This window comes from Saccharopolyspora sp. NPDC050642 (assembly GCF_040654735.1).
Lineage (GTDB): Bacteria > Actinomycetota > Actinomycetes > Mycobacteriales > Pseudonocardiaceae > Saccharopolyspora > Saccharopolyspora elongata.
Window position 1 is genome coordinate 70627 of the sequence record NZ_JBFAIN010000014.1, and the last position, 26385, is coordinate 97011.

The following is a 26385-nucleotide window of genomic DNA, read 5'->3' on the forward strand; positions in this document are numbered from 1 at the left end:
GTCGGGCGGTCCGGCGGCGCCGCCCGATCGGGTCACCGCTGCAGAACGGTGACCAATGCTTGCAGCGCGGGGCGGAAGGCGTGTTCCGCGGGGGCGGCGTAGCCGACGACCACGCCGGGCGGATGCTGTCCGGGCGAGGCCCAGTGCGGCCCGAGCACCTCGAGCTCCACCGAATGCTTCCGCGCCCGAGTCAGGACTTCTCGCTCCGTCGGTCCCTCCGGGTCGAGCTGCAGGGTGATGTGCAGTCCGGCCGAGATACCGGCCGGGTAGGGCCGGTGGTGCGCGCGCAGGTCGCTCAGCGCATCGAGGAGCTGCTCCCGTCGCCTCCGGTACACGGCGCGCGATCGGCGGACGTGCTGATCGTAGGCGCCCGACCGGATGAGTTCCGCCATGGCCAGCTGTTCGAACAGCGGGGCGTGCAGCCCGCTTTGCTCCTTGAGCGTGCGCACCGGCGCCACCAGGTGCGGAGGCAGCGCCAGCCACGCGAGCCGCAGGGCGGGGGCGAGGGTCTTGCTGGCCGTGCCCGCGTAGGCGACGTGGTTGGGCGCCATGCCCTGCAGCGAGCCGATCGGCCTGCGGTCGAAGCGGAACTCGCCGTCGTAGTCGTCCTCGATGATCAGCCGGTCCTCGGTCTTCGCGAGCTGCACGAGCTCCGTCCGGCGGGCCGAGCTCATGGCGACGCCGAGCGGGAACTGGTGCGCGGGCGTGACCACCACGGCCCGGCTGAGCTGCTGCGCGACGTCGATGCCGTCGTGGTCGACCGGCACGCCGCGCACCGCCATGCCGAAGCCGGCGGGGATCGCGCGCAGCTGCGGCAGGGACGGGTCCTCGAAGTCGATCGAGTCCAGCCCCTGGTCGTGCAGGGCCTTGCTGAGCAGCGACAACGCCTGGGAGTAGCCGTTGCAGATGATGATCCGCTCCGGCGTGGTGGCCACCGCGCGGACTCGCGCCAGGTACTCGGTGAGGGCCTCCCGCAGCGCCGGGTGGCCCTGCGGATCGCCGTAGTCGAGGTCGCCGTCGGGCGTGGACTGCAGGGCGCGGCGGCTGGCGGCCAGCCAGTCCCGGCGCGGGAAGGAGCTGAGGTTCGGCCGCCCGGGCCGGAAGTCCCAGCGCGGCGCCGGGGTTTCCGGGTCGGGCGGGGCGGCGATCGGGTCCGGGCTCGCCAGCCGTTCGGCGACGGTGGTCGGCGCGCCCTGGCGGGACAGCAGGAAGCCCTCGGTGACCAGCTGGTCGTAGGCGCGGGTGACGGTGCCGCGGGCGACGCCGAGGTCCTGCGCCAGGGCACGGGTGGACGGGACGCGGCTGCCGGCCGGGAGGCGGCCGTCGCGGATCGCGGTGCGCAGCGCCTCGGCCAGCCTGCTGCTGTCCGGCCGGCCCGCCCAGTCCAGGTGCAGATCCAGCGAAGCGGGCCATCCGACTGTCACAACCACCGACCCTACCGAAGTGCCCGATTCGCGGATCCAGGCTCAGGTCACGGCGCTATGAACCTTTTGCGCCGTTATGACCGTCCGGCGGCCCGGGCTCGTGATCGTCGCTACACGGGAAATCCCGCAGATCCGATCCGGCCTCGCGCGCGCGGTTGATACGGTTCCCGCCGGACGAGATCGAGTGGGAAACCGTGCCAGGGCTGGGGAACGCGGGCTGTCGCCGGAAGGTGGCGCAGCGCTCCCGCCGGTGCGCGGCGGAGCGGTTCGGGGGACGGGTTGCCTGAGGACGACTTCGGACGCGACATCGGCGCGGCCGAGCGGATGGTTCGCGATTGGCAGGAGCGGGCCACCGAGAAGGCCGAGAAGTTCGGCCGGATGCAGCGGGAGATCGAGCAGATCTCGGTGACGGAGACCTCCCGGGACGGCGCGATCGAGGTGACGGTGAACTCCGCCGGCATCCTGCAGAGCCTGCAGCTCTCCGAGAACGCCAGCAACCGCCCGATGGCGAAGCTGGCGGCCGAGATCATGCGCGCCGTGCAGACCGCGCAGGCGAAGGTCCCCGAGCTCATGCAGCAGGCCGTGGCGGGCACGGTCGGGCTGGAGGATTCCGCCGCGCAGCACGTGCTGGGCCAGGCCCGCAAGTACTTCCCGGAGATGCCGGAGGACGAGGAAGAGCCGCAGAAGCAGGGGTCCGGCCTGCAGGAGTTGCGGTACGGCGTCGAGGACGACTACGAGGAGCCGCAGCAGCGGCGCCAGCCCCCGGCTCCGCCGGCGCCGCCCCAGCGCCCGACCGCCCCGCCGCAGCAGCCGCCGTCGCGCCGTCGCCCGGACGACTTCGACGACGACGACTTCGGCGGCGGCTCCTTCCTGCGCTGATCCTGCCGAGCCGACCCGAGGGGCCCTTTGCGATGCCGGACGAGATGAACGTCGTCATTGAGAACCTGCGCACCCATGCGTCCAAAGTGGATGGTGTGGTGGACCAGCTGAACGTCGCCGTCGACGCGTCGCAGCAGGTTTCGCTGGACAACGACGCGTACGGGATCCTCTGCCGACCCTTCGCCTGGATGCTCGACCCGGTGGAGCAGCACGGCGTCGAGACGCTGCAGAAGGCCGTCGAGGCGATGCAGGAGGTCGCCGAGAACGTGCGCGGCGCCGCGGAGGAATACCAGTCCGCCGACGACGCGGGTAGCGACGTGATCGGCGGGATCGAGGTATGAGCAACCCGCTCGTCGCGCAGCAGAAGGAGAATCCGGACGGCCCCGGCCCGCTCACCGCGGGCACCGGCGACGCCGGGTGGGGCACCGGGATCGGCATCGCCGAGTCCATCAACGACGTCTCGTCGCTGAACGACGGTTCGAGCTGGGTCGAGAGCGGGCTGGCCTACGGCGGGCTGGCGCTGGAAGTCGTCAGCATCGCCACCGACCCGATCGGCACCCTGCTCTCCTACGGCCTGTCGTGGCTGATCGAGCACGTCGAGCCGCTGAAGGAGGCGCTGGACTGGTTCGCCGGCGACCCGGACGGGGTCAAGGCGTACGGCGAGACCTGGGCCAACGTCAGCAAGGCGGTGGGCGAGGCCGCCACCCAGTACAACGACGCGGTCAAGGCCGACACCGCGCAGTGGACCGGCGCGGCCGGCGACGCCTACCGCCAGCAGGCGGGGGAGAAGGGCGAAGCCCTCGCCGGCGCCGCGGAACTCGCCAACACGATCAGCACCGTGGTCACGGTGATGGGCGAGGTCGTCTCGTTCGTCCGCGAATTCGTCCGCGACCTGGTCGCCGACTGCATCTCGCGGCTGATCACCTACGCGCTGGAAGCGCTGGCCCCGCCGGGCGTCTCGCTGGCCTGGGTGGTGCCGCAGGCGGTCTCGTTCATCGCCAGGACGGTCGGCAAGATCACCAAGATCGTCACCAAGCTGATCAAGACGATCAGCAACGTGGCGCCGAAGCTGGCCAAGCTGGTCGAGGTCTTCGGCGACATCATGAAGGCCCTCGGCAAGCTGGGGAAACGAGCGGCCGACGGCGTGAAGACCGCGGCGACCAACGTCGGCAAGGTCGCGGACAAGCTGGACGTCGCTGGCAAGCTGGGCGACAAGCTGGCGGAGAAGACCTGGAAGAAGGTCGACGACGTGTTCGGCACGGACGTCGTCGGCAAGCACAACGCCAAGTTCGGCGGCCCGGACGCGCCGGGCGGCGGCTCGGACGGCGAGAGCGACAACGGCTCGTCCGGGACCGGGTCGGGTTCCTCGGGCAGCGGAACGGGTTCGGGCTCGTCCGGGACGGGCTCCGGCTCGACCGGTGACGGTTCTGGTTCGACGGGCAGCGGAACGGGGTCGGGCAGCGGCTCCGGTTCTTCGGGTGAGGGATCAGGTTCGGGCAGCGGCTCGACCGGTGATGGCTCCGGTTCTCCTGGCGGCGGAACGGGATCGGGCAGCGGCTCGACTTCGAGCCCCTCGGGCAGCGGCTCCGGCTCCACGTCGACGGGCGGCGGTTCCGGCGGCACCGACGCTCCCGGCTCGGGTTCGCACGGCGGGGCGGGTTCCTCGTCGAACGGCCCTGATTCGCAGGGTTCTTCGGCCAGTGGCTCGGGCTCCCACGGCGGCTCGTCGCCCGATGGTTCGGGCTCCCATGGCGGTTCCGGTTCTTCGGCCGATGGTTCCGGTTCGCACGGCGGCTCCGGCTCCTCCGGTACGCCGAGCGGTTCGGATTCACCGCGCGCCGGTACGGATTCGGGCCCGCACGCGCCGGAATCGTCCGGTCGACCCGCCGCGGACACGGGCCCCGGCGGGTCGGCCGATGCGCCGCGAAGCGCGTCCTCAATGGACACCGGGCCGAGCGGTCACGGTGGCGCGGACGTGCGGTCCGCAGCCCCGGAGGGCGGCCCGCACGCGGCGTCGGCCCCGGATGGGCCGTCGGCCGGTGGTACCGGTGCGGGGTCGCACTCCGGCGGCGGATCGGCGACCGGGAGCGGCTCGGGCGCGAACTTCGGCTCGGGCGGCGGATCGCCGCATGTCGGTGGCGGTTCCGGGGGCGGCCCGGCTCATGTCGGTGGCGGTTCCGGCGGTGGTCCGGCCCATGCCGGTGGCTCGGGCGGCGGCCCGGCTCCCACCGGAAGCGGTTTCGGCCCGGATGTCGCGAACCGTCCGCCGTCCACCCCGGCCCACACTTCGAGCGCCAGCGTGAGCGCGCCGGAACGACCGGCGGACATGGGCGTCGCCGCACCGCCCCCCAACACTCCTTCGGCCCGCCCGGACCAGCCCGCCGGTGGAGCCGCGGGCGGCCCGGCCGCAGGCGCATCGGGAGGCGCACCGTCCTCCTCGCCTGGCGGAAGCCGTCCGGGCTCGGGCGGCGGCTGGACGGGCACGCCCGGAAGCCCCGGCGCAGCCGGGCGGAGCATGCCCAGCGGGCCCGAGGCGCCGCGGCCACGCGGCCCCGAGGGCGCCCCGGCGAGGAGCGGACCGGCGAAGCCGGACGCGCCGCACCGCCCCGGCGGAGCCGGTCAGCGCCCGGCGCAGCCGGGAGGCCCCGCAGGGCCGCCACGGGCCGACGGCCCGGCAGGACCGGTCCGGCCCGGCGGGCCGGGAGGTCCGGCGCATGCGAACGGGCCCGGACACCCGAACGGCCCGGCACGCGCGGATGCCCCGGCGAACCCGAACGGCCCGGCACGGCCCGACGCTCCGATGCGCCCGAACGGCCCCAGCGGATCGGCACACCCGGACGCCCCGGCCAGGCCGAACGGCCCGTCGCGCCCGGACGGCCCGAATGCCCCGGCGCGGCCAAACGGTTCGACCGGTCCCCAAGCCGCACCGCGCGCCGATGCCCCGGCGCGCCCGAACGGCCCGATGAGTCCAGACGGTCCGAACGGCACACCGCGTCCGGACGCCCCGTCCCGCTCCAACGGCCCGACGAGTCCAGGTGCTCCGGACTCCCCGTCGCGGCCGAACGGTCCGATGCGACCGGATGGCTCGGTTCGGCCAGACGCCCCGTCGCGGCCCAATGGTCCGATGCGTCCAGACGGCCCGGCGCGCCCGGATGCCCCGTCGCGCCCGGACGGTCCGAACAGCTCGGCCCGGCCCGACGGCCCATCACGCCCCGGCGGCCCTGATGGACCTGTCCGCAATGGACGGACGGACGGCGGCCCGGAGATGCCGCGCCAGCGGCAGCCGGAAACCCCGTCCCGCCTGAACGATCCGGCCAATCCGCGCCCGCAGGGCACGCATCCGGACGCCCCGCGCCCGGATGCACCCCGAGTCGAGGCGCCGCGTCCCGATGCGCCGCACGTCGACGGTCCGCGCCCGCACGCGCCGCAGCCGAGCCGCCCGCAGGCGGCCCGGCACGCCGACGCCGACCGCTACCCGTACGCGGACGTGAAGCACGGGGACTTCGCGCACGTCAAGGGCGAAGGCGTCCGCCACTGGGGCCCCGGCTGGCAGCAGCGGATGGCCGAGGACGCGAGGATCCGCGCCGAGTCCCTCGGCTACCACAAGCCGGACGCCCCGCACACCCCGGAACCGGCGGCCCCGGACGCGCCACCGCGCTCCACTTCGGAGTCCATGGCGGCGGAGAAGCCGCCGGAGAACCCGTTCGAGCACCGCCGGAACCACAGGGTCGGCGAGGGCGAGCCGCTGGACATCTCCGCCGAGCTGCGCGAGAAGCTCGGCGGAAGGGGCCTCGCGATCCGCAACACGGATTCCGGGCTCTCGATGATCCGGGACCTCCCGCGCTCCCACTTCAACCGGGCGCAGGACTTCGCCCAGCGCATGCCGCGGCCGGCCGTGGACCCGAAGCGCTTCACGGTCGAGGTCCACGGCAGCCCGAACGGCGTGAGCTTCAACGGCAAGGAGCTCTCGGCCAAGGAGCTGGCCGAGATCATCAAGGGCGCGCCGGGCTACAAGCACGGCGAGCCGGTGCGCCTGCTGTCCTGCCAGACCGGCGCCGACCTGCCGGACGGCTCCCCGAACTTCGCCCAGCAGCTGTCGAAGGAACTCGGCGTGGAGGTCCTGGCGCCCAACAAGGACGCCTGGGTCGACAACTTCGGCAACATGTACGCCAGCGGCAGCCGCGCGGAGTTCGACGTGGACGCCTCGGGCACGCCGCAACCGCGCTTCGACGAGCCGGGCCAATGGGTCAGCTTCAGCCCGGACGGAACGAAAGCGGTCCACGACAGCCCGTTCCCCCCGGGCCACGAACCGGAGTGGACCCGCTTCGGACACCAAGCCGACGCAGCCCACCAACGCGGCTACGGCGACCAACCGCCGAAGGAGTTCCAGCATCCGGGCGGTCCCGCCTGGGGCGGCTGGCATTCGCGGCCCGACGCCTACAACGAGCCGGTCCCCGGGCACGTCATGCCGAACGGCGAGTTCGTGCCGCACGGCGAGTTCGACGTCCACGGCAAGTGGATCCCGCACGGGCAGCTCGACAACCTCAACCGCTGGGTGCCGGGACACCTGAACGGCAACGGCCAACTGGTCCCCAACGGGCACTACGACCAAAGCGGCGCGTGGGTCGCGCACGGCCGAACCGACGAGTTCGGCCGCTGGATCCCGGTCCACCGCGACGCCGACGGCTACCACGACCTGGGCCGGTTCAACCCGCAGAACCACCAGTGGGAACCCGCGGGCTACGTCGACCGGAACACCGGTCAGTTCGTGCCGAACAACCCGCCGCAGCAGGTGCCCCACGCCGGTCCGCCGCAGGCAGGACCGGGACACCAGTCGGCACCGAACGCAGGTCAGGCCCAGCAACCGCCACCAGCGGCGCCGCATTCGCAACCTGCTCAGGCTCCGCAGCCGATGACGGCGCAGTCCGGATACGGGTCGCACCAGCAGGCCGGACAGCACCCGGCGGCACCTCAGCAATCGCCGCACCAGCAGCCGATGCGGCAGCAGGCTCCGCAGCAACCGAACCACCAGCAACCGGCCGCCCCGCACGCGGGACAACAGCCGATCCACCAGCAACCGGCCGCTCCGCGCACCTGGCAGCAACCCGCACCCCCGCACGCGGGGCAGCAGCCGCCCGCGGCACCACATGCCGGTCAGCAGCCGATGCCGCAGCAACCGGCACAACCTCCGCGGCAACCACAACAGCCGCCGGCTGCTGCGCCGCAGTTCGGGCAACAGCCGCCGCCTGCACGTCAGCAGCACCCCCCGGCAGCCGCGCCGCAGCAGCAAGGGATGCGTCAGCAGCCGCCCGCTGCGAATGCGCAGCAATCGCCCCAGCAGTCCCAACCTGCGGCAGGAGCGCAACCCGCCGCTGGCCAGCACCGCCAGGCACCGCAGTTCCCGGCAAGTCGGCAGCCGAGTGCGCCTCAGCAGCCCGCAGCGCCATCTGCGCGTCCGCCGGCACCGCAGCCTGCGGATGTCAGCGGTCCGCGCCCAGCGCCGGCGGCTCCGCGCCAGGCGGCGCCGCCGGTGGATGTCCGAGGCCCCCGCATGGACGGCCCGTCGTCCCAAACCAGGGCGCCATCCACCGACGCTGGCGGCCAAGCGCCGACTCCGGGAAGTCCGCGTCCCGCCCAACCGCCGGCAGAAGTCAACGGCCCCCGGCCACCGCAGTCACCGGAAGCCCCGCGCCGACCGGATCCCGCACAAGGCCAGGGCACTTCGCCCCGGACCGGCCACCGCTCGGATGCACAACCCGCCGAGACCAACGGCTCCGGGCCGAAGTCGGCCGATGCGCCGCCGCACGCCCCGGAGCCGGGCAAGCCGACGGACACGACCGCGCCGCGAACCGACCAGCAAGCCGAAAGCTGGCGGAACGACTTCGAACCAGCCCCGCAGAAGTCGCCCGAGCCCGCGGACTCGGCGAGTGGCGCGGATTCGTCGGACTGGCAAAAGGACTTCGAGCCGACTCCGTCTCAGTCATCCAGCCCGTCAAACAGCCAGCACGGGAACCTGGACACCGAGACCGACGCCCCAAGCCCGAGCGACGCCACGACTCCTGCGCCGAAGTGGTGGGAATCGGACGGCGGAAGCCCGTTCGATCCCAAGCCGGACCCGGCTTCGGGGCACGATGCCGACGCCGACACGTCCAGCGGTCTGGACTCCGACCAGCAATCGGGAAATGTGGGCGAGAAGCCCGCTGAAGAGCAGACATCGCCGTGGGATCAGCTGGACGAATCGCCGGACGGCGATGGTGTGCCGAACGATCTCCCGGACCAGGATTATCTGGGCAACCCGAATTATCGGGCCGATGAGGCCACTCATAAAGCGATGCTGGCCAAGTACGACCAGAATTGGTTGGCAGATGACAAGTACATGCTCGATCACCAGATCAAGCGCCGCATCGAAGCGCTGAAAGAGACCGATCCAGAGCTGTATGCGGCAATTGAGAAGATCCCCCATGAGCAGAAGCTCGCGATGCACGGCTATACGAAGCATTCGTTCAGCGAGATGAACAAGGCGCTGCGTACCCAGGACCCGGAGATGCTCCGGCGGTACGACGAGCAAATCAGTTGCATCGTGTCCGGGATGAACCAACTGCCCGATTTCTCCGGCAAGGCGCATCGCGTGGTCACCGTCGACGATCCCGGGCTCGCGGCCGCTATCGCGGACGGCTACGAACCGGGCAAGGTCGTGACCGAGCATTCCTTCACCAGTACGAGTGTCAGGCCGGATCCGGACAACCCCGATCAGCCGAAGAGCAAGTTCGGCGGCTTGGTGGAATTCCACATGGAGATCACAGGTGGAAAAGATCTCCGGCCCTTCAACGACAGATCCGCTGAAGCCGAGATCCTGCTCCCGCCGGGGACCAGCCTGGAAGTGACCGGAAAGTACCAGGATCCAGACACTGGCAAGTGGCACATCCACGTTCGTCAGGTACCGACGCCGAGGCTGCCGGACGGCTCCGTACCACCACCGTTGCCGCGGCCGGATTGGACGCCATCTCCGAACGAACCGTTCAGCAGCAAGATCGCTGACGCATTGAGTCCGTTCGGATAGCGGAGCTCGGTGGTGGGCGACTTGGTAGGCGCGGGCGATATTGGGCTTTGACAAGGAGAACGAGATGGCTGGTGAGCCGAGCTCTGAACGACGGGTGCGGCGGGCTGTGCCTAGTGCGCTGGGACTTGGTTCTGACCTCGACGAGCGCTGTGGCCGGGCACTTGGTGCGGTGCTCGGTTTCGCCATCGGGGACCGGCTCGGGGCGGTGGTCTCGAGTATGTCGTGGTCAGAGATTCGGCAGCAGTACGGCGAGCAGGGGATCACCCGCTACGCGCCGCCCTCCGAGCCGGAGCAGCTTCGGTCGAGTTTGCTGCGGTTGGCGTTGTCGCTGGACACCGTCGTCAGGGCGGACCGCGGCCGGTTGGCCGGTTCGGAACCGGAGCTGGGCCGGGCGCTCGCCGAGGCCTACGAGCTGGCCGGGCAGCGGTTGCCCGACTTCGCCAACGACGTGATCGCGGAATCGGCGGCGCACTACCCGATCGATCCGCAGTTCGCGCGTTCGCTGGCTCCGTCTGACAACGGGGCGGACGAGATCGTCCGGTATCTGCCGCTGGCTCTGTGGACCGAGATCCCCAACACGCTTTTTCAGATTTCCCGCCGGTCGGCATCGGTTTCAGCCAACGCCGAAGACGCGACTTCGATAGCCGGTTTCGTCGTGATGTTGCAGCAGTGCATCTTCACGCATAACCCCGGACGTGGGGTTACCACAGCCGAATCCTTGCTCGCGGAGCTTGGTGGTTCCGAGTTGCTGGCTCTGATGGAGCGAGCAGAACGGATCGCGCGGGGGGAAATCGATCCGGAACAGATCGAACAACTCGGCTCCGGCAACACCGCTGCGGAGGCGATCGCCATTGCCCTCTGCGCCGCCGAGTCTGCGAACTACGACTTCGACCGATCTCTTCGCATCGCGGTCAACCATTCCGGCAACAGCGCGCTGACCGGGGCGCTTTGCGGAGCTCTTCTCGGCAGCAGTTTCGGGGGCGCGCAGCGGATTCCCGAGCATTGGTTGCAGGGGTTGACCGGGGGGCACATGCTCTACCGGCTGGCGCAGGACGCTTGTGAGCAGTTCGGGCCGGAGCCTCGGGACGATGCCGAGTGGCAGCAGCGGTATCCAGCCCTGTCCGCCGGTGGTTTGGAACGATCGGCCCCTGCCACCCCAACGCCTCGGTCGCCCCTCGACGCTCATGAGCGGTTCTTGGGGGCCATGGTCGCGGGGGCGATGGGCGATGCTCTTGGGTTCGCTATTGAGTTCCACGACATCGGGATGATTCGGCGGCACCACGGGGATGCCGGGCTCACGTCTCCGGTGCTTCGGGACGGCGTTGCTCAGGTCTCCGATGACACGCAGATGATGCTGTTCACCCTCGAAGGGCTCATCCGGGCTCATGTTGCTCGGCGGATCAATCCGACGGACAACGATCCTGTTCCCGAGGTTCAGCACGCTTATCAGCGGTGGTTCCACACGCAGAGCCAGCCGTGGGATCGCGCCGGTGGGCCTTATGCGCAGCACCTGCGGCAGCCCGATGGGTGGTTGATCACGCATCCCGAGCTGTTCAGCTCGCGGGCTCCGGGGAGCACCTGCATGTCCGCCCTCGCCAACTTCGCGCGGACGCATCAGCACGCCACTCCGCAGTTCAAGATCAACGACTCGAAGGGGTGTGGTGGGGTGATGCGGGCCGCGCCGGTTGCGGTGTGGTCCAACGATCCGGCTGAGGTCTTCTACGCGGCTGTTGGTACCGCTGCTCTGACGCACAGCCACCCCAGTGGCTACCTCTCGGCCGGGGTGTTGGCGGTGATCGTGCACCAGTTGATCCGCGACGTGCCCCTGCCGGAGAGCGTTCGGATGGCCCGGGATCTGCTGCTGCGGTGGCGTGGGCACGAGGAGCAGTTGCGGTTCCTCGACGCCGCCGTCGAGCTCGCGAAGAAGGGCGCCGTCAGCCCCGAGGAGATCAAGGACACACTCGGTCAGGGGTGGGTCGGGGAGGAAGCTCTCGCGATCGGGCTCTACGCCGCGCTGGCCACCGATAACTTGAGGGACGCGCTGCTGTTGTCCGTGAACCACTCGGGGGACTCCGATTCCACGGGGATCGTGTGCGGCAACATTGCGGGGGCTCTTTACGGGGCTCGGGCCGTTCCTCCGGAGTGGCTCGCGTCCCTGGAGCTGCGCGAGCTCGTCGAGACGCTGGCCAAGGATGCGCTGGTCGAGTTCAGCCCCGGGCCGCCGACCGATCCGGGGTGGACCCGGCGGTACCCCGCCTGGTGACCATGAGGGAGACATCGCGATGACCGACGCTCAACCGCCGCAGCTGTCGTGGGCCGAACGATTCCGCGGCGCCATGCTCGGCGGGGCCGTCGGCGACGCGCTCGGCGCCGGCGTGCGCAACACCAGCACCGCCGAGCTCCAGCAGTGGTTCGGCCCGCAGGGCGTCGTCGACTACCTGCCCGTTTTCGGGCGGCGCGGCGCGGTCAGCGATCTGACCCAGCTCACCGTGTTCACCATGGAAGCCCTGCTGCGGGCGAAGGCCGCGAACCCGGGCGGCAACGGGTGGTTGCCGACCGAGTTCGTCTTCACCAACTACCTGCGTTGGCTGCACACCCAGGGCGTCCCGTGGGATTACGCGATGTCGGCGTACCTGTCGACGGAACCCGCGCCCAACAGCTGGTTGCTCGAACGGTCGGAGCTGTACTCGACCCGCAACCCGGAGGGCGCGGCGATTTCCCTGCTCGGGCGGATGGCCCGGCAGTCTCCGCTCGGGGCCGACGGCCTGCTGCGTCCGCCGACCGGCATCGACGGTTTGGCGGGCTGCGTGGCCTGGGCCGCGCCGGCCATGGTGTGGTCGAACGTGCCGGAGGCCGTGTACTCGACCGGCGCCGCGACCGCGAACCTGTTCACCTCCGCCCCGAACTCCGTCAGCGCGGCCGGCATGCACGCCGACGTGCTGGCCCAGCTGATCCGCGGGGTGCCGTTGTGGGACGCGGTGACCGCATCCGATCGCAACCGGCTCGGCAGCGCGTACCAGGTCCGCGAGATCCCCGCCGACGTCCGGCGGACCGTGCACGCGGCGATGTTCGTCGGGCAGCGGGGCGTTCGCCCTTCCCCCTCGGACCTCGACATCGAGTTCGACACCTACAACAAGCCCGGCGAGCTCGGCATCGCGCTGGCCGCGGTGGGCAGCACCCGGAACTTCGCCGACGCGGTGCGGGTCGCAGTGAACCAGTCCAGCGACAGCGCCGTCACCGGCGCGCTGGCCGGGCAGCTCGCCGGCGCGATCTACGGGCCGGGCGGGATTCCCGCGCAGTGGGGGGAAGAACTCGAACTGCGCGAGGTCATCGAGATCCTCTGCGCGGACGCCACCGAAGCCTTCGCGCCGCCACCGCCGCCGCAGTGGGCCCAGCGGTACGCGCCGAACAACCGCCCGCTCGGCGGCCCCCGGGAACTCGCCGCCGGCACGCCGAACACCGTCGAAGGCTCCGCCGAGCAGACCATGATCATGCCCGCGATCACGGCCGCGCCGGACGACGCCGTCGACACGCCCCCGCAGGGCATCGCGCCGCAGAGCGCGCGCTCGGAGAGCATCGGGGCGCCGACGTTCCCGGCGGCCCGCACCGAACCCCCGGCGGAATTCACGGCGACCGACCCGTCGAGCACCGGCCCGATCCCGGTGCCGCGCCTGCTGTCGAACGGGGCCCCGGTGGAAACCACCGCGGTGTTCCCGGCGGTCGACACCCCGGCCGAGCAGGTCGACGCCGAACCGCAGATCGGGGCCTTCCCGCCGCTGGCCGCTCCTCGCGCCGCGGCTCGGGCCCCGGAAGTCCGCGCGACGCCTGCCGAATCCCCGGCCGAGCCCGATTCGGCACCGGACGAGACGCAGGCCGCGGACCAGGACTTCGGGCGGATCGTCGTGCCGGAGCCCGACGACATCGCCGCCGAGCGGCCTGTCGATGGCGCGGAGGTCGCTACCGGCGCAGTGGAAGAGGACGTCGCCGAGCAGGGGTTAAGCGTCGCCGGCACAGCGCAGGAGCCATCGCTGGGAGCCTTCGCAGAGGACGTTTCCTCCGAAGACCAGTCCGTCACCGCTCCGCCGGTCGAGCGCGAGCCGGTCGACATGGAGCCGCCGGCGCGCGCACCGATCGACCTCGAACCGGCCGATTTCGACACGACGCCGGGCGAAGACCTGCCGGACCCGTTCGCCGCGGCCGCCGACCCGGGAGAAGCCGACGAGCCGGAGGCCGACGGGGCGGTCTTCCCGTCCTTCGCGGAGTCCTTCCCGGCGGAGGTCGAGCGGGTGGAGCCGCTCGGGCTGTCCGACGCATCCGATGCGGGAGAAGCGCGGGCCGACGAGCCCGTGCTCGGCCCCGACCACATCGCCCGGCCGAGCATCCTCAAGCCGGTCGTGGAAGACACCGTGGTCGAGGAAGCCGAACCGGAGCCCGCCGAGCTCGAATCGGTGGAGCCGCTCGACGCCGACCCGATGCCGGGGGAGCCGGACGGCATCGAACCCGTCGCGGCGGAGGTCGAGGCCGAGCCGTTGGGCCCCGATCACATCGCCCGGCCGAGCCTCGCCGAACCCACCGCGCCAGAGAACACCGATCTCGAAGAGGTCGTTCTTCAGGACGCGGTGCTCGACGATGGCGTGCGCGAAGGCGCCGTGCTCAAGGACGTCGTGCTCAAAGACGGCGAGCCCGAAGATGCCGTGCTCCAAGACACCGAGCGCGAAGAGGTCAAGCTAGCGGACACCGTGCTCCAGGACGCCGTCCTCGGAGAGCTCAAGCTCCAGGACGCTGAGCCCGAAGGCACCGAGCCGGAAGAGCACGCCGAGGTCGACGAGCGCGAGCCGGAGACGCCGGACGTCGTCGAGGCGCCGCAGGCCGCAACCGAACCGAAGCCCGCAGAGCCCGCGGCGGCGGTGCAGCCGATCGTCCGCGGCGAGCACGCCAAGGCCGACCGGCCCGACGACAGCGCGCCGTCGCTGACCGAGCGGGTGCTGGGCTGCTTCCTCGGCGGAGCGCTCGGCGACGCCCTCGGCGCCGACCTGGAGTTCATCACCGCCGAGGAGATCACCAAGCGCTTCGGCACCGACGGGCCGAGCGGCCTGCGCGAGGCGTACGGGGTGCACGGCGCGATCACCGACGACACCCAGATGACGCTGTTCACCGCCGAGGGCCTGATCCGCGGCAGCGTCGCCGCCAGGATGCTCGGCGCCGAGGACCCGCTGCCCGAGGTCCAGCTGGCCTACCAGCGCTGGCTGCACACGCAGGGCGTCGAGTGGGATGCCGCCGCCGGGCGGTTCCTCGCCGACTACCCCGCGCCCGACGGCTGGCTGATCGAGGTGCCCGGCCTGTTCAAGACCCGGGCCCCCGGCAAGACCGTGTTCCGCGCGCTGGCCCGGTTCGGCGACGGCCACCCGGCCGGCTCGTTCACCGAGAAGATCAACGACTCGAAGGGCTGCGGCGGCGTGATGCGCGCCGCCCCGGCCGCGCTGTGCTCCACCGATCCCGCCGAGGTGTTCCGGCTGGCCGCCCGCACCGCCGCGCTGACCCACAGCCACCCCGCCGGCTACCACTCCGCCGGGGCGCTCGCGGTGATCGTCCAGCAGGCGCTGCTCGGCCGCGGCCTCGACGACGGCGTGTGGCTGGCCCTGCAGGTCCTGGAGACCTGGGAGGACCACGAGGAGACCAGCGCCATGCTGAAGGCCGCCGTGGACCTGGCCGAGGCCGGTGTGCCGACGCCGCAGCAGGTCGCCGAGACGCTCGGCGGCGGCTGGGTCGGCGAGGAGGCGCTGGCGATCGCGGTGTGCGCAGCGCTGGTCGGCGGCGAGGACGTCGAGCTCGCGCTGCGGATCGCCGTGCACCACGACGGCGACAGCGACTCCACCGGTGCGATCTGCGGGAACATCGTGGGCGCGCTGCTCGGCGTCGGCGCCCTCCCGGTCGACTGGCTGGCGGAGCTGGAGCTGCGCGACGTCGTCGAGCAGGTGGCGCTGGACTGCGTCGCCGAGTTCGGCCGGGGCGCGTTCCAGCCGGGGCCGGCCGCGATCGAGCCGCCGACCGACGAGGACTGGAACGAGCGCTATCCCGCTCGCCCGCAGTGGTCGGTTCCGGAGCCGGCGCTGCGGACGGCCGGCGACGAGCCCGCCGCGGAGTTCCCGGCGCCCAAGCCCGCGCCGCGCCGCATCAACGGAGTCGTTCGCACCGAGACCTTCGAGGGGGAGGGCAAGTGATCCTCGGTACGCACATCCCGGGGTTGTACGGCGTCATCGACGGCGAACCCCAGCTGGTGATCGACCTGCGGGACGGCGGGGCGCGGATCAACGGCAGGCCGGATGCGATCCCGGTCGAGCAGGTGACCGCGGTGTTCTTCGAGCAGGAGGACGACGCCCACCCGGTGCGCCCGCAGTTCCCGGCGCCGGCGTCCTACGGTTCGGTGCCGGACCGGTCGGCGCTGCGGCAGGAACTGGTCGACTCGCTGCACGGCGCGCTCGCCGCCGCGCTGCCGGAAGGCTGGCGCGAGGCCCGGGTGGACTGCACGGCCCTGGGCACCCGGATCGAGATCACCGCGACCGTCACCACCGACGAAGAGCACCAGTGGATCCCGGCGCAGGAGGTCGTCGACGCGCTGCGCGGGCTCCGCAACGTCGAGTACCGCCCGGACACCGGTGCGTGGACCACGGCGAGCATCGCGATCAGCCGCGACGGCGCCGACTACCGGACCGGGCACGATGTTCCACAGTGGACGCGCGCGGACGAGGGCTTCCGCGCGTACTACGACGAGCTGCGCTTCTACCCGCGGGCGACGGCGCCGGACTGGCTCCTCGAAGCCGCGTGGCAGCACCACGCGGACAACCGCGGCGGCTTCCAGGTTCCCGACCCCGTCCGCATGGTCCAGGTCTTCGACGGCCGCGGCGCCGACGACCGCCCGTTCGCGCACCGGCCCGTGCTGTCGTGGGCGGAGAAGCAGACGGTCCTCGACTACCTCTACGGCGGCGAGATCCTGCTGTCGGCCCCCGGCACCTCGGCGGACGAGGTGGACCCGCAGCAGCCGCCGGAGGTGCCCAAGCAGTTCCACACCGACGGCACCTGGGTGTGGCCGCTGGCGATGGCCTACTACCTGGGGGTGCACGACATCGCGCCGCCGCGCGACTTCCTCGAGCACGTCCGGCGCAACGGCCACCGGCCGCCGGAGGTCGTCGCCGAGCGCGCCGCGGCGGAGGCCAAGGCGCTGGTGCTGGGCGCCGACGCGGACGCGCTGGAGAACGTCCCGCCGGCCGAAGCGATCGAGCTGGCCAGGGGCTTCATCGGCGCGATGGGCATGAGCCGCCGGTTCTACAGCTTCGAACAGCCCGTCGAGGGCGGCTGGTGCATGCTCCGCGAGCTCGACGGCTGGTGGGCGGTGTTCTGCGTCGACGGCGGCGCGGTCAAGAACAAGTCCCGGTTCCCGGAGCCGTTCGCCGCCGCCGCGCACCTGATCGGCGCGATGGCCCTGACCCGGGACCAGTTCCTGCGCGCGCCCGACGAGCCGCTGGCCGACTTCGAGTGCCCGATCCGGCCGCTGCCCGGCGAGCCGCCGCTGGACGCCTACGACGACAAGTTCCTCGTCGACCTGCGCGCGGGTGACGAGGTCGACAGGTTCGGCGACCCGGCGGGCAACACGGTCTTCGTCGCGGGCACGACGCTGCCGCAGCGATCCGCGCCGCCGCAGCAGCCGGCCGGGGACTACCGCAAGTACCGGGTCCGCACCGGGTTCCAGGTGATCTCCGGCGTGGCGAAGCCGGACTTCGGCCAGGTCGGCGGCGGCACCGCCTTCGTCCTCCCGGCGGACGTGCGCGCGCTGGTCGCGGACGGCTGGCTCGCGGAGGTCTGACCAGACAGCCGGAACGACCAGCGGAAACACCTCTGCTCACCGGCGTCCGTTTGGGCCATCCGGGGGCGTGGACGAGGGCGCGGCCGCCGGTACGCTCCCGCATGGCGATCTTCGGGGGGGCGACACGGCAGGAGGCCGCATTGGCAACGCTGCGCAGGGCCCCTCTCACCACGCCCGCAGGTCCTGGGGCGGCGTCATGAGGCCGGCGCGCGGAGTCAACCGGTACCTCGACTACTACGGCGATCCGCGGCCCATCCCGGACCTGGTCGGCCGGACGCCGCCGGAGGCGCTCGCGGTGGCCAACGCCGTCGGGGTGGAGGTCGTCGTCGGCGGCCCGGACGGCGACCCGCGCCCGCTGCGCCGGGACCACGGCCGCATCCAGCGCCAGCACCCGGCGGCCGGGCGGCCGCTCGGGCAGGCCAGCTGGGTCGTGGTGTGGCCGGCCGAATGACCCCGCCGGTGTGACCGATCTCGCTCCGCGGGAGGCCCTTGTCAGCCTGGGTAGAGTGTCCGGGAGGGAAGCCGCGAGCTCGCACCCCGAGGTGGCGCCGTCGCAGCGCCGGGTGATCGAGCAGGTCAAGGGGGACCCCGTTTTGACCCTCTGAGAACGGGGCAGGTATCTTTGTTTATCGGACCCGACACCCATCGGGTCGATCCGCATGCCCGTGCATGACGTGGTCGCCAGCCGCTGGTTGAGACCGCGCCAGCGCCGAGGATGTGTGGAACTCCTCTCGACAACCCTCTGGGGTCGTTCCCATTGGGGCGCATCGGCGCCGAAAGGCCGAGGAGCGGGCGACACGCCCGACCTCGTGGTGCGGGAGGAGTCCCGAAACACAGTGCCTGACAGGTGCTCGACGCCAGGGCACGCCGAAGCTCGAACGAGCGCCGCTTGGTCGAGTACCAGAAGACGCGAACGCTGACAGAAAGCCGGTCCATGCCCACCATCCAGCAGCTGGTCCGTAAGGGCCGCCAGGACAAGGTCGCCAAGACCAAGACTGCGGCGCTCAAGGGGAGCCCGCAGCGGCGTGGCGTGTGCACCCGCGTGTACACGACCACCCCGAAGAAGCCCAACTCGGCACTGCGCAAGGTCGCTCGTGTCAAGCTGACCAGCGGCATCGAGGTCACGGCCTACATCCCGGGTGAAGGCCACAACCTGCAGGAGCACTCGATCGTGCTCGTTCGTGGCGGCCGTGTGAAGGACCTCCCCGGCGTGCGCTACAAGATCATCCGCGGTTCCGCTGACACCCAGGGTGTGAAGAACCGCAAGCAGGCTCGCAGCCGGTACGGCGCGAAGAAGGAGAAGAGCTGATGCCCCGCAAGGGTCCGGCCCCGAAGCGGCCGCTGCACGCCGATCCCGTTTACGGCGCGCCGTTGGTCACGCAGCTGGTGAACAAGGTCCTCGTGGACGGCAAGCGCTCGCTGGCCGAGCGGATCGTTTACGCGGCGCTGGAAGGCTGCCGGGAGAAGACCGGTACCGACCCGGTCGTCACGCTCAAGCGTGCCCTCGACAACGTGAAGCCGACCCTGGAGGTCCGCAGCCGCCGCGTCGGTGGCGCGACCTACCAGGTGCCGATCGAGGTGCGCGCCGGTCGCTCCACCACCCTCGCGCTGCGCTGGCTGGTCGGTTACTCCCGGCAGCGCCGCGAGAAGACCATGGTCGAGCGCCTGATGAACGAGCTGCTGGACGCGAGCAACGGTCTCGGCGCGAGCGTCAAGAAGCGTGAAGACACGCACAAGATGGCGGAGTCCAACAAGGCCTTCGCGCACTACCGCTGGTGACGTCGGGTCGGCTCTTGCCCGCCTCGGCGCACCGATTCGACAGCTTGCACCTGCTGTAGGGAACGGGGAAGAAACTCGTGGCACGCGACGTGCTGACAGACCTGACCAAGGTCCGCAACATCGGCATCATGGCCCACATCGACGCGGGCAAGACCACCACGACCGAGCGGATCCTCTACTACACGGGGATCACGTACAAGATCGGCGAGGTGCACGACGGCGCCGCGACGATGGACTGGATGGAAGAGGAGCAGAAGCGGGGTATCACCATTACCTCGGCTGCTACCACGACCTTCTGGGGCGACACTCAGATCAACATCATCGACACCCCGGGCCACGTCGACTTCACGGTCGAGGTGGAGCGGTCGCTGCGCGTCCTGGACGGCGCGGTCGCGGTGTTCGACGGTAAGGAAGGTGTCGAACCGCAGTCCGAGCAGGTCTGGCGTCAGGCGGACAAGTACGACGTTCCGCGCATCTGCTTCGTCAACAAGATGGACAAGCTGGGTGCGGACTTCTACTTCACGGTTCGGACGATCGAGGAACGCCTCCACGCCCGGCCGCTGGTGCTGCAGCTGCCGATCGGCGCCGAGTCGGACTTCCAGGGCGTCGTCGACCTGGTCCGCATGAAGGCGCTGACCTGGCGCGGCGAGGTCAAGAAGGGCGAGGACTACGAGGTCGAGGACATCCCGGCCGACCTCGCCGAGAAGGCCGCGGAGTACCGCGAGAAGCTGGTCGAGGCCGTCGCGGAGTCCGACGAGGCCCTGATGGAGGCCTACTTCGGTGGCGAGGAGCTGACCGAAGAGCAGATCAAGTCCGGCATCCGCAAGCTGACCAACAGCCGCGAGGCCTTCCCGGTCCTGTGCGGTACCGCGTTCAAGAACAAGGGTGTCCAGCCGATGCTGGACGCGGTGGTGGACTACCTGCCGTCGCCGCTGGACGTCCCGCCGGTGCAGGGTCTGCTGCCCGACGGCGTCACCGAGGCCGAGCGCAAGCCGAGCACCGACGAGCCGTTCGCCGCGCTGGTCTCGAAGATCGCGGTGCACCCGTTCTTCGGCAAGCTGACCTACGTCCGGGTCTACTCGGGCAAGGTCGCCGCGGGCACCCAGGTCATCAACTCGACCAAGGAGCGCAAGGAGCGCATCGGGAAGATGTTCCAGATGCACTCCAACAAGGAGAACCCGGTCGACGAGATCCAGGCCGGTCACATCTACGCGGTGATCGGGCTCAAGGACACCACGACCGGTGACACCCTGTGCGACCCGGCGAACCCGATCGTGCTGGAGTCGATGACCTTCCCGGCTCCGGTCATCGAGGTGGCCATCGAGCCCAAGACGAAGGCCGACCAGGAGAAGCTGTCCACGGCGATCCAGAAGCTCGCCGAGGAAGACCCCACGTTCCAGGTCAAGCTGGACGAGGAGACCGGTCAGACCATCATCAAGGGCATGGGCGAGCTGCACCTCGAGGTGCTCGTCAACCGGATGAAGACCGACTTCAAGGTCGAGGCCAACATCGGCAAGCCGCAGGTGGCCTACCGCGAGACGATCCGCAAGTCGATCGACAAGTACGAGTACACGCACAAGAAGCAGACCGGTGGTTCCGGTCAGTTCGCGCGCGTGATCATCGGCCTGTCGCCGATCGAGCAGACGTCGGAGAGCGCGACCTACGAGTTCGAGAACAAGGTCACCGGTGGGCGCATCCCGCGCGAGTACATCCCCTCGGTGGACCAGGGCGCGCAGGACGCGATGCAGTACGGCGTGCTGGCCGGCTACCCGCTGGTCGGCGTGAAGGTGACCTTGCTCGACGGCCAGTACCACGAGGTCGACTCCTCGGAAATGGCCTTCAAGGTCGCCGGTTCGATGGCGCTGAAGGAAGCCGCCGCCAAGGCCTCCCCGGCGCTGCTCGAGCCCATGATGGCGGTCGAGGTGACCACGCCCGAGGACTACATGGGCGATGTCATCGGCGACCTGAACTCCCGCCGTGGTCAGATCCAGGCCATGGAGGAGCGCAGCGGTACCCGCGTCGTCAAGGCCCTCGTGCCGCTGTCGGAGATGTTCGGGTATGTCGGCGACCTGCGGTCGAAGACCCAGGGCCGTGCCAACTACTCGATGGTGTTCGACTCCTACGCCGAGGTTCCGGCGAACGTGGCGAAGGAGATCATCGCCAAGGCAACGGGCGAGTGACCCGGTGCCCGGTCGCGGCTGAGCCGGGACCGGGCACGAGGCAAACGCCTCGCGAAGGCGACCGGGGAGCAATCCCCTCCAGTTCGGCGGCGGACGGGCCGCCACCCCCGCAAGGGGAGCGGCCCACCCGTCACCTACCCGACAGGACTCCGCCTGGCACAACAAGTCGTACGGCGGAAAGTTAACAAGTCCAGGAGGACAATCCAGTGGCTAAGGCGAAGTTCGAGAGGGACAAGCCGCACGTCAACATCGGGACCATCGGTCACGTTGACCACGGCAAGACCACGCTCACCGCGGCCATCACCAAGGTTCTGCACGACAAGTACCCGGACCTGAACCCCTTCACGCCGTTCGACGAGATCGACAAGGCGCCGGAGGAGCGCGAGCGCGGTATCACCATTCAGATCGCGCACGTCGAGTACCAGACCGAGAAGCGCCACTACGCCCACGTGGACGCCCCGGGTCACGCCGACTACGTGAAGAACATGATCACCGGTGCCGCGCAGATGGACGGCGCGATCCTGGTGGTCGCGGCCACCGACGGCCCGATGCCGCAGACCCGCGAGCACGTGCTGCTGGCCCGCCAGGTCGGCGTTCCCTACATCCTGGTCGCGCTGAACAAGTCCGACATGGTCGACGACGAGGAAATCCTCGAGCTCGTCGAGATGGAGGTCCGCGAGCTGCTGTCGGCCCAGGAGTTCCCGGGTGACGACGTGCCGGTCGTCCGCGTTTCCGCGCTGAAGGCGCTGGAGGGCGACGCCGAGTGGGGCGCCAAGATCGTCGAGCTGATGGACGCCGTGGACGAGAACGTCCCGGACCCGGTTCGCGAGATCGAGAAGCCGTTCCTGATGCCGATCGAGGACGTCTTCTCCATCACCGGCCGCGGCACCGTGGTCACCGGCCGCATCGAGCGCGGTGTGGTCAAGGTGAACGAGGAGGTGGAGATGGTCGGTATCAAGGAGAAGCCGATCAAGACCACCGTCACCGGTGTCGAGATGTTCCGCAAGCTGCTCGACGAGGGCCAGGCGGGTGACAACGTCGGTCTGCTGATCCGCGGTGTCAAGCGCGAAGAGGTCGAGCGCGGCATGGTCGTCGTGAAGCCCGGCACCACCACCCCGCACACCGAGTTCGAGGCTCAGGTGTACATCCTGTCCAAGGACGAGGGTGGCCGGCACACGCCGTTCTTCAACAACTACCGTCCGCAGTTCTACTTCCGGACCACCGACGTGACCGGCGTGGTGACCCTCCCCGAGGGCACCGAGATGGTCATGCCGGGCGACAACACCGAGATGTCGGTCCAGCTGATCCAGCCCATCGCGATGGACGAGGGTCTGCGCTTCGCGATCCGCGAGGGTGGCCGCACCGTCGGCGCCGGTCGCGTCACCAAGATCAACAAGTGACGTGGCGAGGGCCCGCTCCCGTTCTTCGGGAGCGGGCCCTCTTGCTTTTCAGGTGACAAACCTGCCGAAGTTTCGTCTTCGGGGCGGCGTACCGCTCGGCCCCGACCACCGGTGTCCGGGATTCCGCCACGGGACCGCCCGGGCGAGGTGAGCCCGGCAACAGTTCTCCCGTAATGCCACCCCCGGTTTGGGCTGGATAAACGGGTGTGTCATCCTGTATGGGTTGCTCGTTCAGGGCGGCCGGGTTTTGAACTGATCGAAATCGAGAAGGTTCGAAGCAACGGCCGCTTTGCTGCGAGGGCCTCGCGCCCTTGTTCTGGTTCACCGGCTGTTCTCAGGCGGTGCTGGTGCCGCCGGTTCGCCGGTGGCGGGCCGAACAGGGCACAAGAAGGTGTACGGGCCGCAAGGCCCACCCCATCGGCGACGTTCGAGGGGACCGGTATGCGGTAGCCGGGCGACACGCCCGACCGCGTGTACCGGGCACCAGATACCTGAACAGGGGCGGACTGAGAGCTGTGGCGCCTCCCGTCATCGGGATGACGCAAGGCCGAGGCCGCGTGGGGCACCACCGCCCGCGAGGGTGCGGTGCACCCGCACCCAAGACGAAACCGCGGCACGAGACTAGAGGAACGGCAAGCCACTATGGCGGGACAGAAGATCCGCATCCGGCTCAAGGCCTACGACCACGAGGCGATCGACGCGTCCGCACGCAAGATCGTCGAGACCGTGACGCGCACCGGCGCTCGGGTCGTTGGGCCGGTGCCGCTGCCCACGGAGAAGAACGTCTACTGCGTCATCCGCTCCCCGCACAAGTACAAGGACTCGCGGGAGCACTTCGAGATGCGGACGCACAAGCGGCTCATCGACATCCTCGAACCGACGCCGAAGACGGTTGACGCGCTGATGCGCATCGACCTGCCGGCCAGCGTCGACGTGAACATCCAGTAAGCGCGGCGACGAGGTAGCTGGAGAGAACGAGACCTATGTCTGACAGGCAGATCAAGGGGATTCTGGGCACCAAGCTCGGCATGACCCAGGTCTTCGACGACCAGAACCGGATTGTCCCGGTGACCGTCGTCCAGGCCGGGCCGAACGTGGTGACCCAGATTCGGACCCCCGAAAAGGACGGCTACGCGGCCGTGCAGCTGGCGTTCGGCGCCATCGACCCGCGCAAGGTGAACAAGCCGCGGAGCGGCCACTTCGCCAAGGCCGGCGTCACCCCGCGCCGCCACGTCGTGGAGCTGCGCACCGCCGACGCCGGTGAGTACGAGCTGGGCCAGGAGCTCGGCGCGGACGTCTTCGAAGCGGGCGCGGTCGTCGACGTCGTCGGCACCAGCAAGGGCAAGGGCTTCGCGGGCACCATCAAGCGGCACGGTTTCCGCAGCCAGGGCGCCAGCCACGGTACCCAGGCCGTGCACCGCAAGCCGGGTTCCATCGGTGGCTGCGCCACCCCCGGTCGCGTGTTCAAGGGCATGCGGATGGCCGGGCGGATGGGTTCCGACCGCGTCACCACGCAGAACCTGAAGGTCCACAAGGTGGAGTCCGAGACCGGCCTGCTGCTGATCAAGGGTGCCGTCCCCGGCCCCAAGGGCGGCCTGGTCCTGGTTAAGAGTCCCGCGAAGGGTGGTGCGTGATGAGCCTGACGCTCGATGTCCGTACCCCGGACGGTAAGACCGACGGCACCGTCGAACTGCCCGCCGAGATCTTCGACGTGCAGGCCAACGTGGCGCTGATGCACCAGGTCGTGGTGGCCCAGCTGGCCGCCGCGCGCCAGGGCACGCACTCCACGAAGACGCGTGGCATGGTGTCCGGCGGCGGCAAGAAGCCGTACCGCCAGAAGGGCACCGGCAACGCCCGGCAGGGCTCCATCCGGGCCCCGCAGTTCACCGGTGGTGGCATCGTTCACGGGCCGCAGCCGCGGGACTACTCGCAGCGGACCCCGAAGAAGATGAAGGTCGCCGCCCTGCGCGGTGCCCTCTCCGACCGGGTTCGCGCCGGCCAGCTGCACGTGGTCACCGGCGTGGTCGGCGGCGAGACGCCGTCCACCAAGTCCGCCAAGACCGCGCTGCGGAACTGGACCGAGGCCAAGAAGGTTCTGATCGTGCTCAACCGCCACGAGGAGGAGAACTCCTGGTTGAGCCTGCGGAACCTGCAGAACGTGCACCTGATCGACCCGGGTCAGCTGAACACCTACGACGTGCTCAACAGCGACGACGTCGTGTTCACCAAGGCCGCGTACGAGCGCTTCGTCGCGGGCCCGGTCAAGGGCCGGTCGGTCAAGGCCGCCGCGTCTTCCGCAGAGGAGGCAGAGCAGTGAGCGCCGACCCGCGAGACATCATCCTTGCGCCGGTGATCTCCGAGAAGAGCTACGGGTTGCTCGAGCAGAGCCAGTACACCTTCCTGGTGGACCCGCGCTCGAACAAGACCGAGATCAAGATCGCGATCGAGAAGATCTTCGACGTCAAGGTCACCAGCGTCAACACGATCAACCGCAACGGCAAGCGCAAGCGTTCCCGCACCGGGTTCGGCAAGCGCAAGGACACCAAGCGGGCGATCGTCACCCTGTCGCCGGAGAGCAAGCCGATCGAGATCTTCGGCGGACCGGCCGCCTGACCGGTGCTGATTAGGACGAGGTTGCGTTAACAATGGGCATTCGCAAGTACAAGCCGACGACGCCGGGCCGTCGTGGCGCGAGCGTGTCCGACTTCGCCGAGATCACCCGGTCGGAGCCGGAGAAGTCGTTGGTGCGTCCGCTGAACAAGAAGGCGGGCCGCAACGCTCAGGGCAAGATCACCACGCGGCACAAGGGTGGCGGTCACAAGCGGGCTTACCGCGTGATCGACTTCCGCCGCAACGACAAGGACGGTGTGCCGGCCAAGGTCGCGCACATCGAGTACGACCCGAACCGCAGTGCTCGGATCGCGCTCCTGCACTACGCCGATGGCGAGAAGCGCTACATCATCGCGCCGAACAACATCAAGCAGGGCGACGCGATCGAGAGCGGTGCGCGTGCGGACATCAAGCCGGGTAACAACCTGCCGCTGCGCAACATCCCGACCGGCACCGTGATCCACGCGATCGAGCTCCGCCCCGGACAGGGCGCGAAGATCGCTCGCTCGGCCGGTGCCCGGGTGCAGCTGGTGGCAAAGGACGGCCCGTACGCCCAGCTGCGGATGCCCTCGGGCGAAATCCGCAACGTGGACGCGCGGTGCCGGGCCACCGTCGGCGAGGTCGGCAACTCCGAGCACGCCAACATCAACTGGGGCAAGGCCGGCCGCATGCGGTGGAAGGGCAAGCGCCCGACCGTCCGTGGTGTCGTCATGAACCCGGTGGACCACCCGCACGGTGGTGGTGAGGGCAAGACCTCCGGTGGTCGTCACCCGGTCAACCCGAAGGGCAAGCCGGAGGGTCGCACCCGCCGCCGCAAGCCCAGTGACAAGCTCATCGTCCGCCGTCGCCGTACCGGCAAGAAGCGCTGAGCAGGGAGGTAAGCAAACATGCCACGCAGCCTGAAGAAGGGCCCGTTCGTGGACGACCACCTGCTCAAGAAGGTGGACGTGCTTAACGAGTCGGGCAAGAAGACCGTGATCAAGACCTGGTCCCGCCGGTCGACGATCATCCCGGACATGCTGGGCCACACCTTCGCGGTGCACGACGGTCGCAAGCACATCCCGGTGTTCGTCACCGAGTCGATGGTCGGGCACAAGCTGGGCGAGTTCGCCCCGACCCGTACTTTCAAGGGCCACGTCAAGGACGACCGGAAGTCGCGCCGCCGCTGAGCCGGGGCTGTGACACGAACGAG

General features: G+C 70.1%; 18 protein-coding genes. 17 read left to right on the forward strand and 1 reads right to left on the reverse strand.

Annotated features, from left to right (window positions below; genetic code table 11):
* Positions 1-32: 32 nt before the first annotated feature.
* Positions 33-1424 carry a PLP-dependent aminotransferase family protein gene (locus AB0H93_RS22320; RefSeq protein WP_358574945.1) on the reverse strand — a complete coding sequence of 464 codons (1392 nt, stop codon included), beginning with the start codon at positions 1422-1424 and terminating at the stop codon, positions 33-35.
* Positions 1425-1703: 279 nt separating this feature from the next.
* On the opposite strand from AB0H93_RS22320, the gene AB0H93_RS22325 reads away from it, so the two are divergent.
* The 17 genes from AB0H93_RS22325 to rpsS all read left to right on the forward strand — a co-directional run bounded on the left by AB0H93_RS22325 (position 1704) and on the right by rpsS (position 26362).
* A complete protein-coding gene (locus tag AB0H93_RS22325; protein ID WP_358574947.1) occupies positions 1704-2303 on the forward strand; it encodes a YbaB/EbfC family nucleoid-associated protein in 600 nt (199 codons plus the stop codon).
* 32 nt (positions 2304-2335) lie between these two features.
* A complete protein-coding gene (locus tag AB0H93_RS22330) occupies positions 2336-2644 on the forward strand; it encodes an ESX-1 secretion-associated protein (RefSeq protein WP_358574948.1) in 309 nt (102 codons plus the stop codon).
* Positions 2641-9363 (forward strand): hypothetical protein, encoded by a 6723-nt coding sequence (locus tag AB0H93_RS22335; protein WP_358574949.1) that lies wholly within the window; start codon positions 2641-2643, stop codon positions 9361-9363. Before AB0H93_RS22330 ends, AB0H93_RS22335 begins: the two co-directional genes overlap by 4 nt.
* Positions 9364-9427: 64 nt before the next feature.
* Positions 9428-11626 (forward strand): ADP-ribosylglycohydrolase family protein, encoded by a 2199-nt coding sequence (locus tag AB0H93_RS22340; protein ID WP_358574950.1) that lies wholly within the window; start codon positions 9428-9430, stop codon positions 11624-11626.
* Positions 11627-11645: 19 nt separating this feature from the next.
* Complete coding sequence (locus AB0H93_RS22345; protein WP_358574951.1) at positions 11646-15584, forward strand: ADP-ribosylglycohydrolase family protein; 3939 nt, start codon at positions 11646-11648, stop codon at positions 15582-15584.
* Entirely contained in the window at positions 15581-17224 is a 1644-nt protein-coding gene (locus AB0H93_RS22350) for a TNT domain-containing protein (RefSeq protein WP_358574952.1), read from the forward strand. The genes AB0H93_RS22345 and AB0H93_RS22350 overlap by 4 nt, the downstream gene beginning before the upstream one ends.
* A gap of 196 nt (positions 17225-17420) precedes the next feature.
* Positions 17421-17675, forward strand: coding sequence for a hypothetical protein (locus AB0H93_RS22355; protein ID WP_358574954.1), 255 nt, complete (start codon positions 17421-17423; stop codon positions 17673-17675).
* A gap of 483 nt (positions 17676-18158) precedes the next feature.
* Positions 18159-18533: a 30S ribosomal protein S12 gene (gene rpsL / locus AB0H93_RS22360; protein ID WP_009948619.1), complete on the forward strand. Its 375-nt coding sequence runs from the start codon at positions 18159-18161 to the stop codon at positions 18531-18533.
* Positions 18533-19003, forward strand: a complete 471-nt coding sequence (gene rpsG, locus AB0H93_RS22365; RefSeq protein ID WP_010315434.1) for a 30S ribosomal protein S7 — start codon at positions 18533-18535, stop codon at positions 19001-19003. Before rpsL ends, rpsG begins: the two co-directional genes overlap by 1 nt.
* 77 nt (positions 19004-19080) lie before the next feature.
* Entirely contained in the window at positions 19081-21183 is a 2103-nt protein-coding gene (fusA, locus tag AB0H93_RS22370) for an elongation factor G (protein ID WP_358574955.1), read from the forward strand.
* Between the two features lie 206 nt (positions 21184-21389).
* Positions 21390-22583 carry an elongation factor Tu gene (tuf, locus tag AB0H93_RS22375; protein ID WP_093265650.1) on the forward strand — a complete coding sequence of 398 codons (1194 nt, stop codon included), beginning with the start codon at positions 21390-21392 and terminating at the stop codon, positions 22581-22583.
* A gap of 642 nt (positions 22584-23225) precedes the next feature.
* Complete coding sequence (gene rpsJ, locus AB0H93_RS22380) at positions 23226-23531, forward strand: 30S ribosomal protein S10 (RefSeq protein WP_009948626.1); 306 nt, start codon at positions 23226-23228, stop codon at positions 23529-23531.
* A gap of 35 nt (positions 23532-23566) precedes the next feature.
* On the forward strand, positions 23567-24217 hold the full coding sequence (gene rplC, locus AB0H93_RS22385; RefSeq protein ID WP_093265649.1) for a 50S ribosomal protein L3: 651 nt from the start codon (positions 23567-23569) through the stop codon (positions 24215-24217).
* Positions 24217-24900 (forward strand): 50S ribosomal protein L4, encoded by a 684-nt coding sequence (rplD, locus tag AB0H93_RS22390; RefSeq protein ID WP_132493038.1) that lies wholly within the window; start codon positions 24217-24219, stop codon positions 24898-24900. Before rplC ends, rplD begins: the two co-directional genes overlap by 1 nt.
* Positions 24897-25196: a 50S ribosomal protein L23 gene (gene rplW / locus AB0H93_RS22395; protein WP_132493037.1), complete on the forward strand. Its 300-nt coding sequence runs from the start codon at positions 24897-24899 to the stop codon at positions 25194-25196. Before rplD ends, rplW begins: the two co-directional genes overlap by 4 nt.
* Positions 25197-25228: 32 nt before the next feature.
* Positions 25229-26062 carry a 50S ribosomal protein L2 gene (gene rplB / locus AB0H93_RS22400; protein ID WP_093265644.1) on the forward strand — a complete coding sequence of 278 codons (834 nt, stop codon included), beginning with the start codon at positions 25229-25231 and terminating at the stop codon, positions 26060-26062.
* Between the two features lie 18 nt (positions 26063-26080).
* Complete coding sequence (gene rpsS / locus AB0H93_RS22405) at positions 26081-26362, forward strand: 30S ribosomal protein S19 (RefSeq protein WP_093265642.1); 282 nt, start codon at positions 26081-26083, stop codon at positions 26360-26362.
* Positions 26363-26385 lie beyond the last annotated feature (23 nt).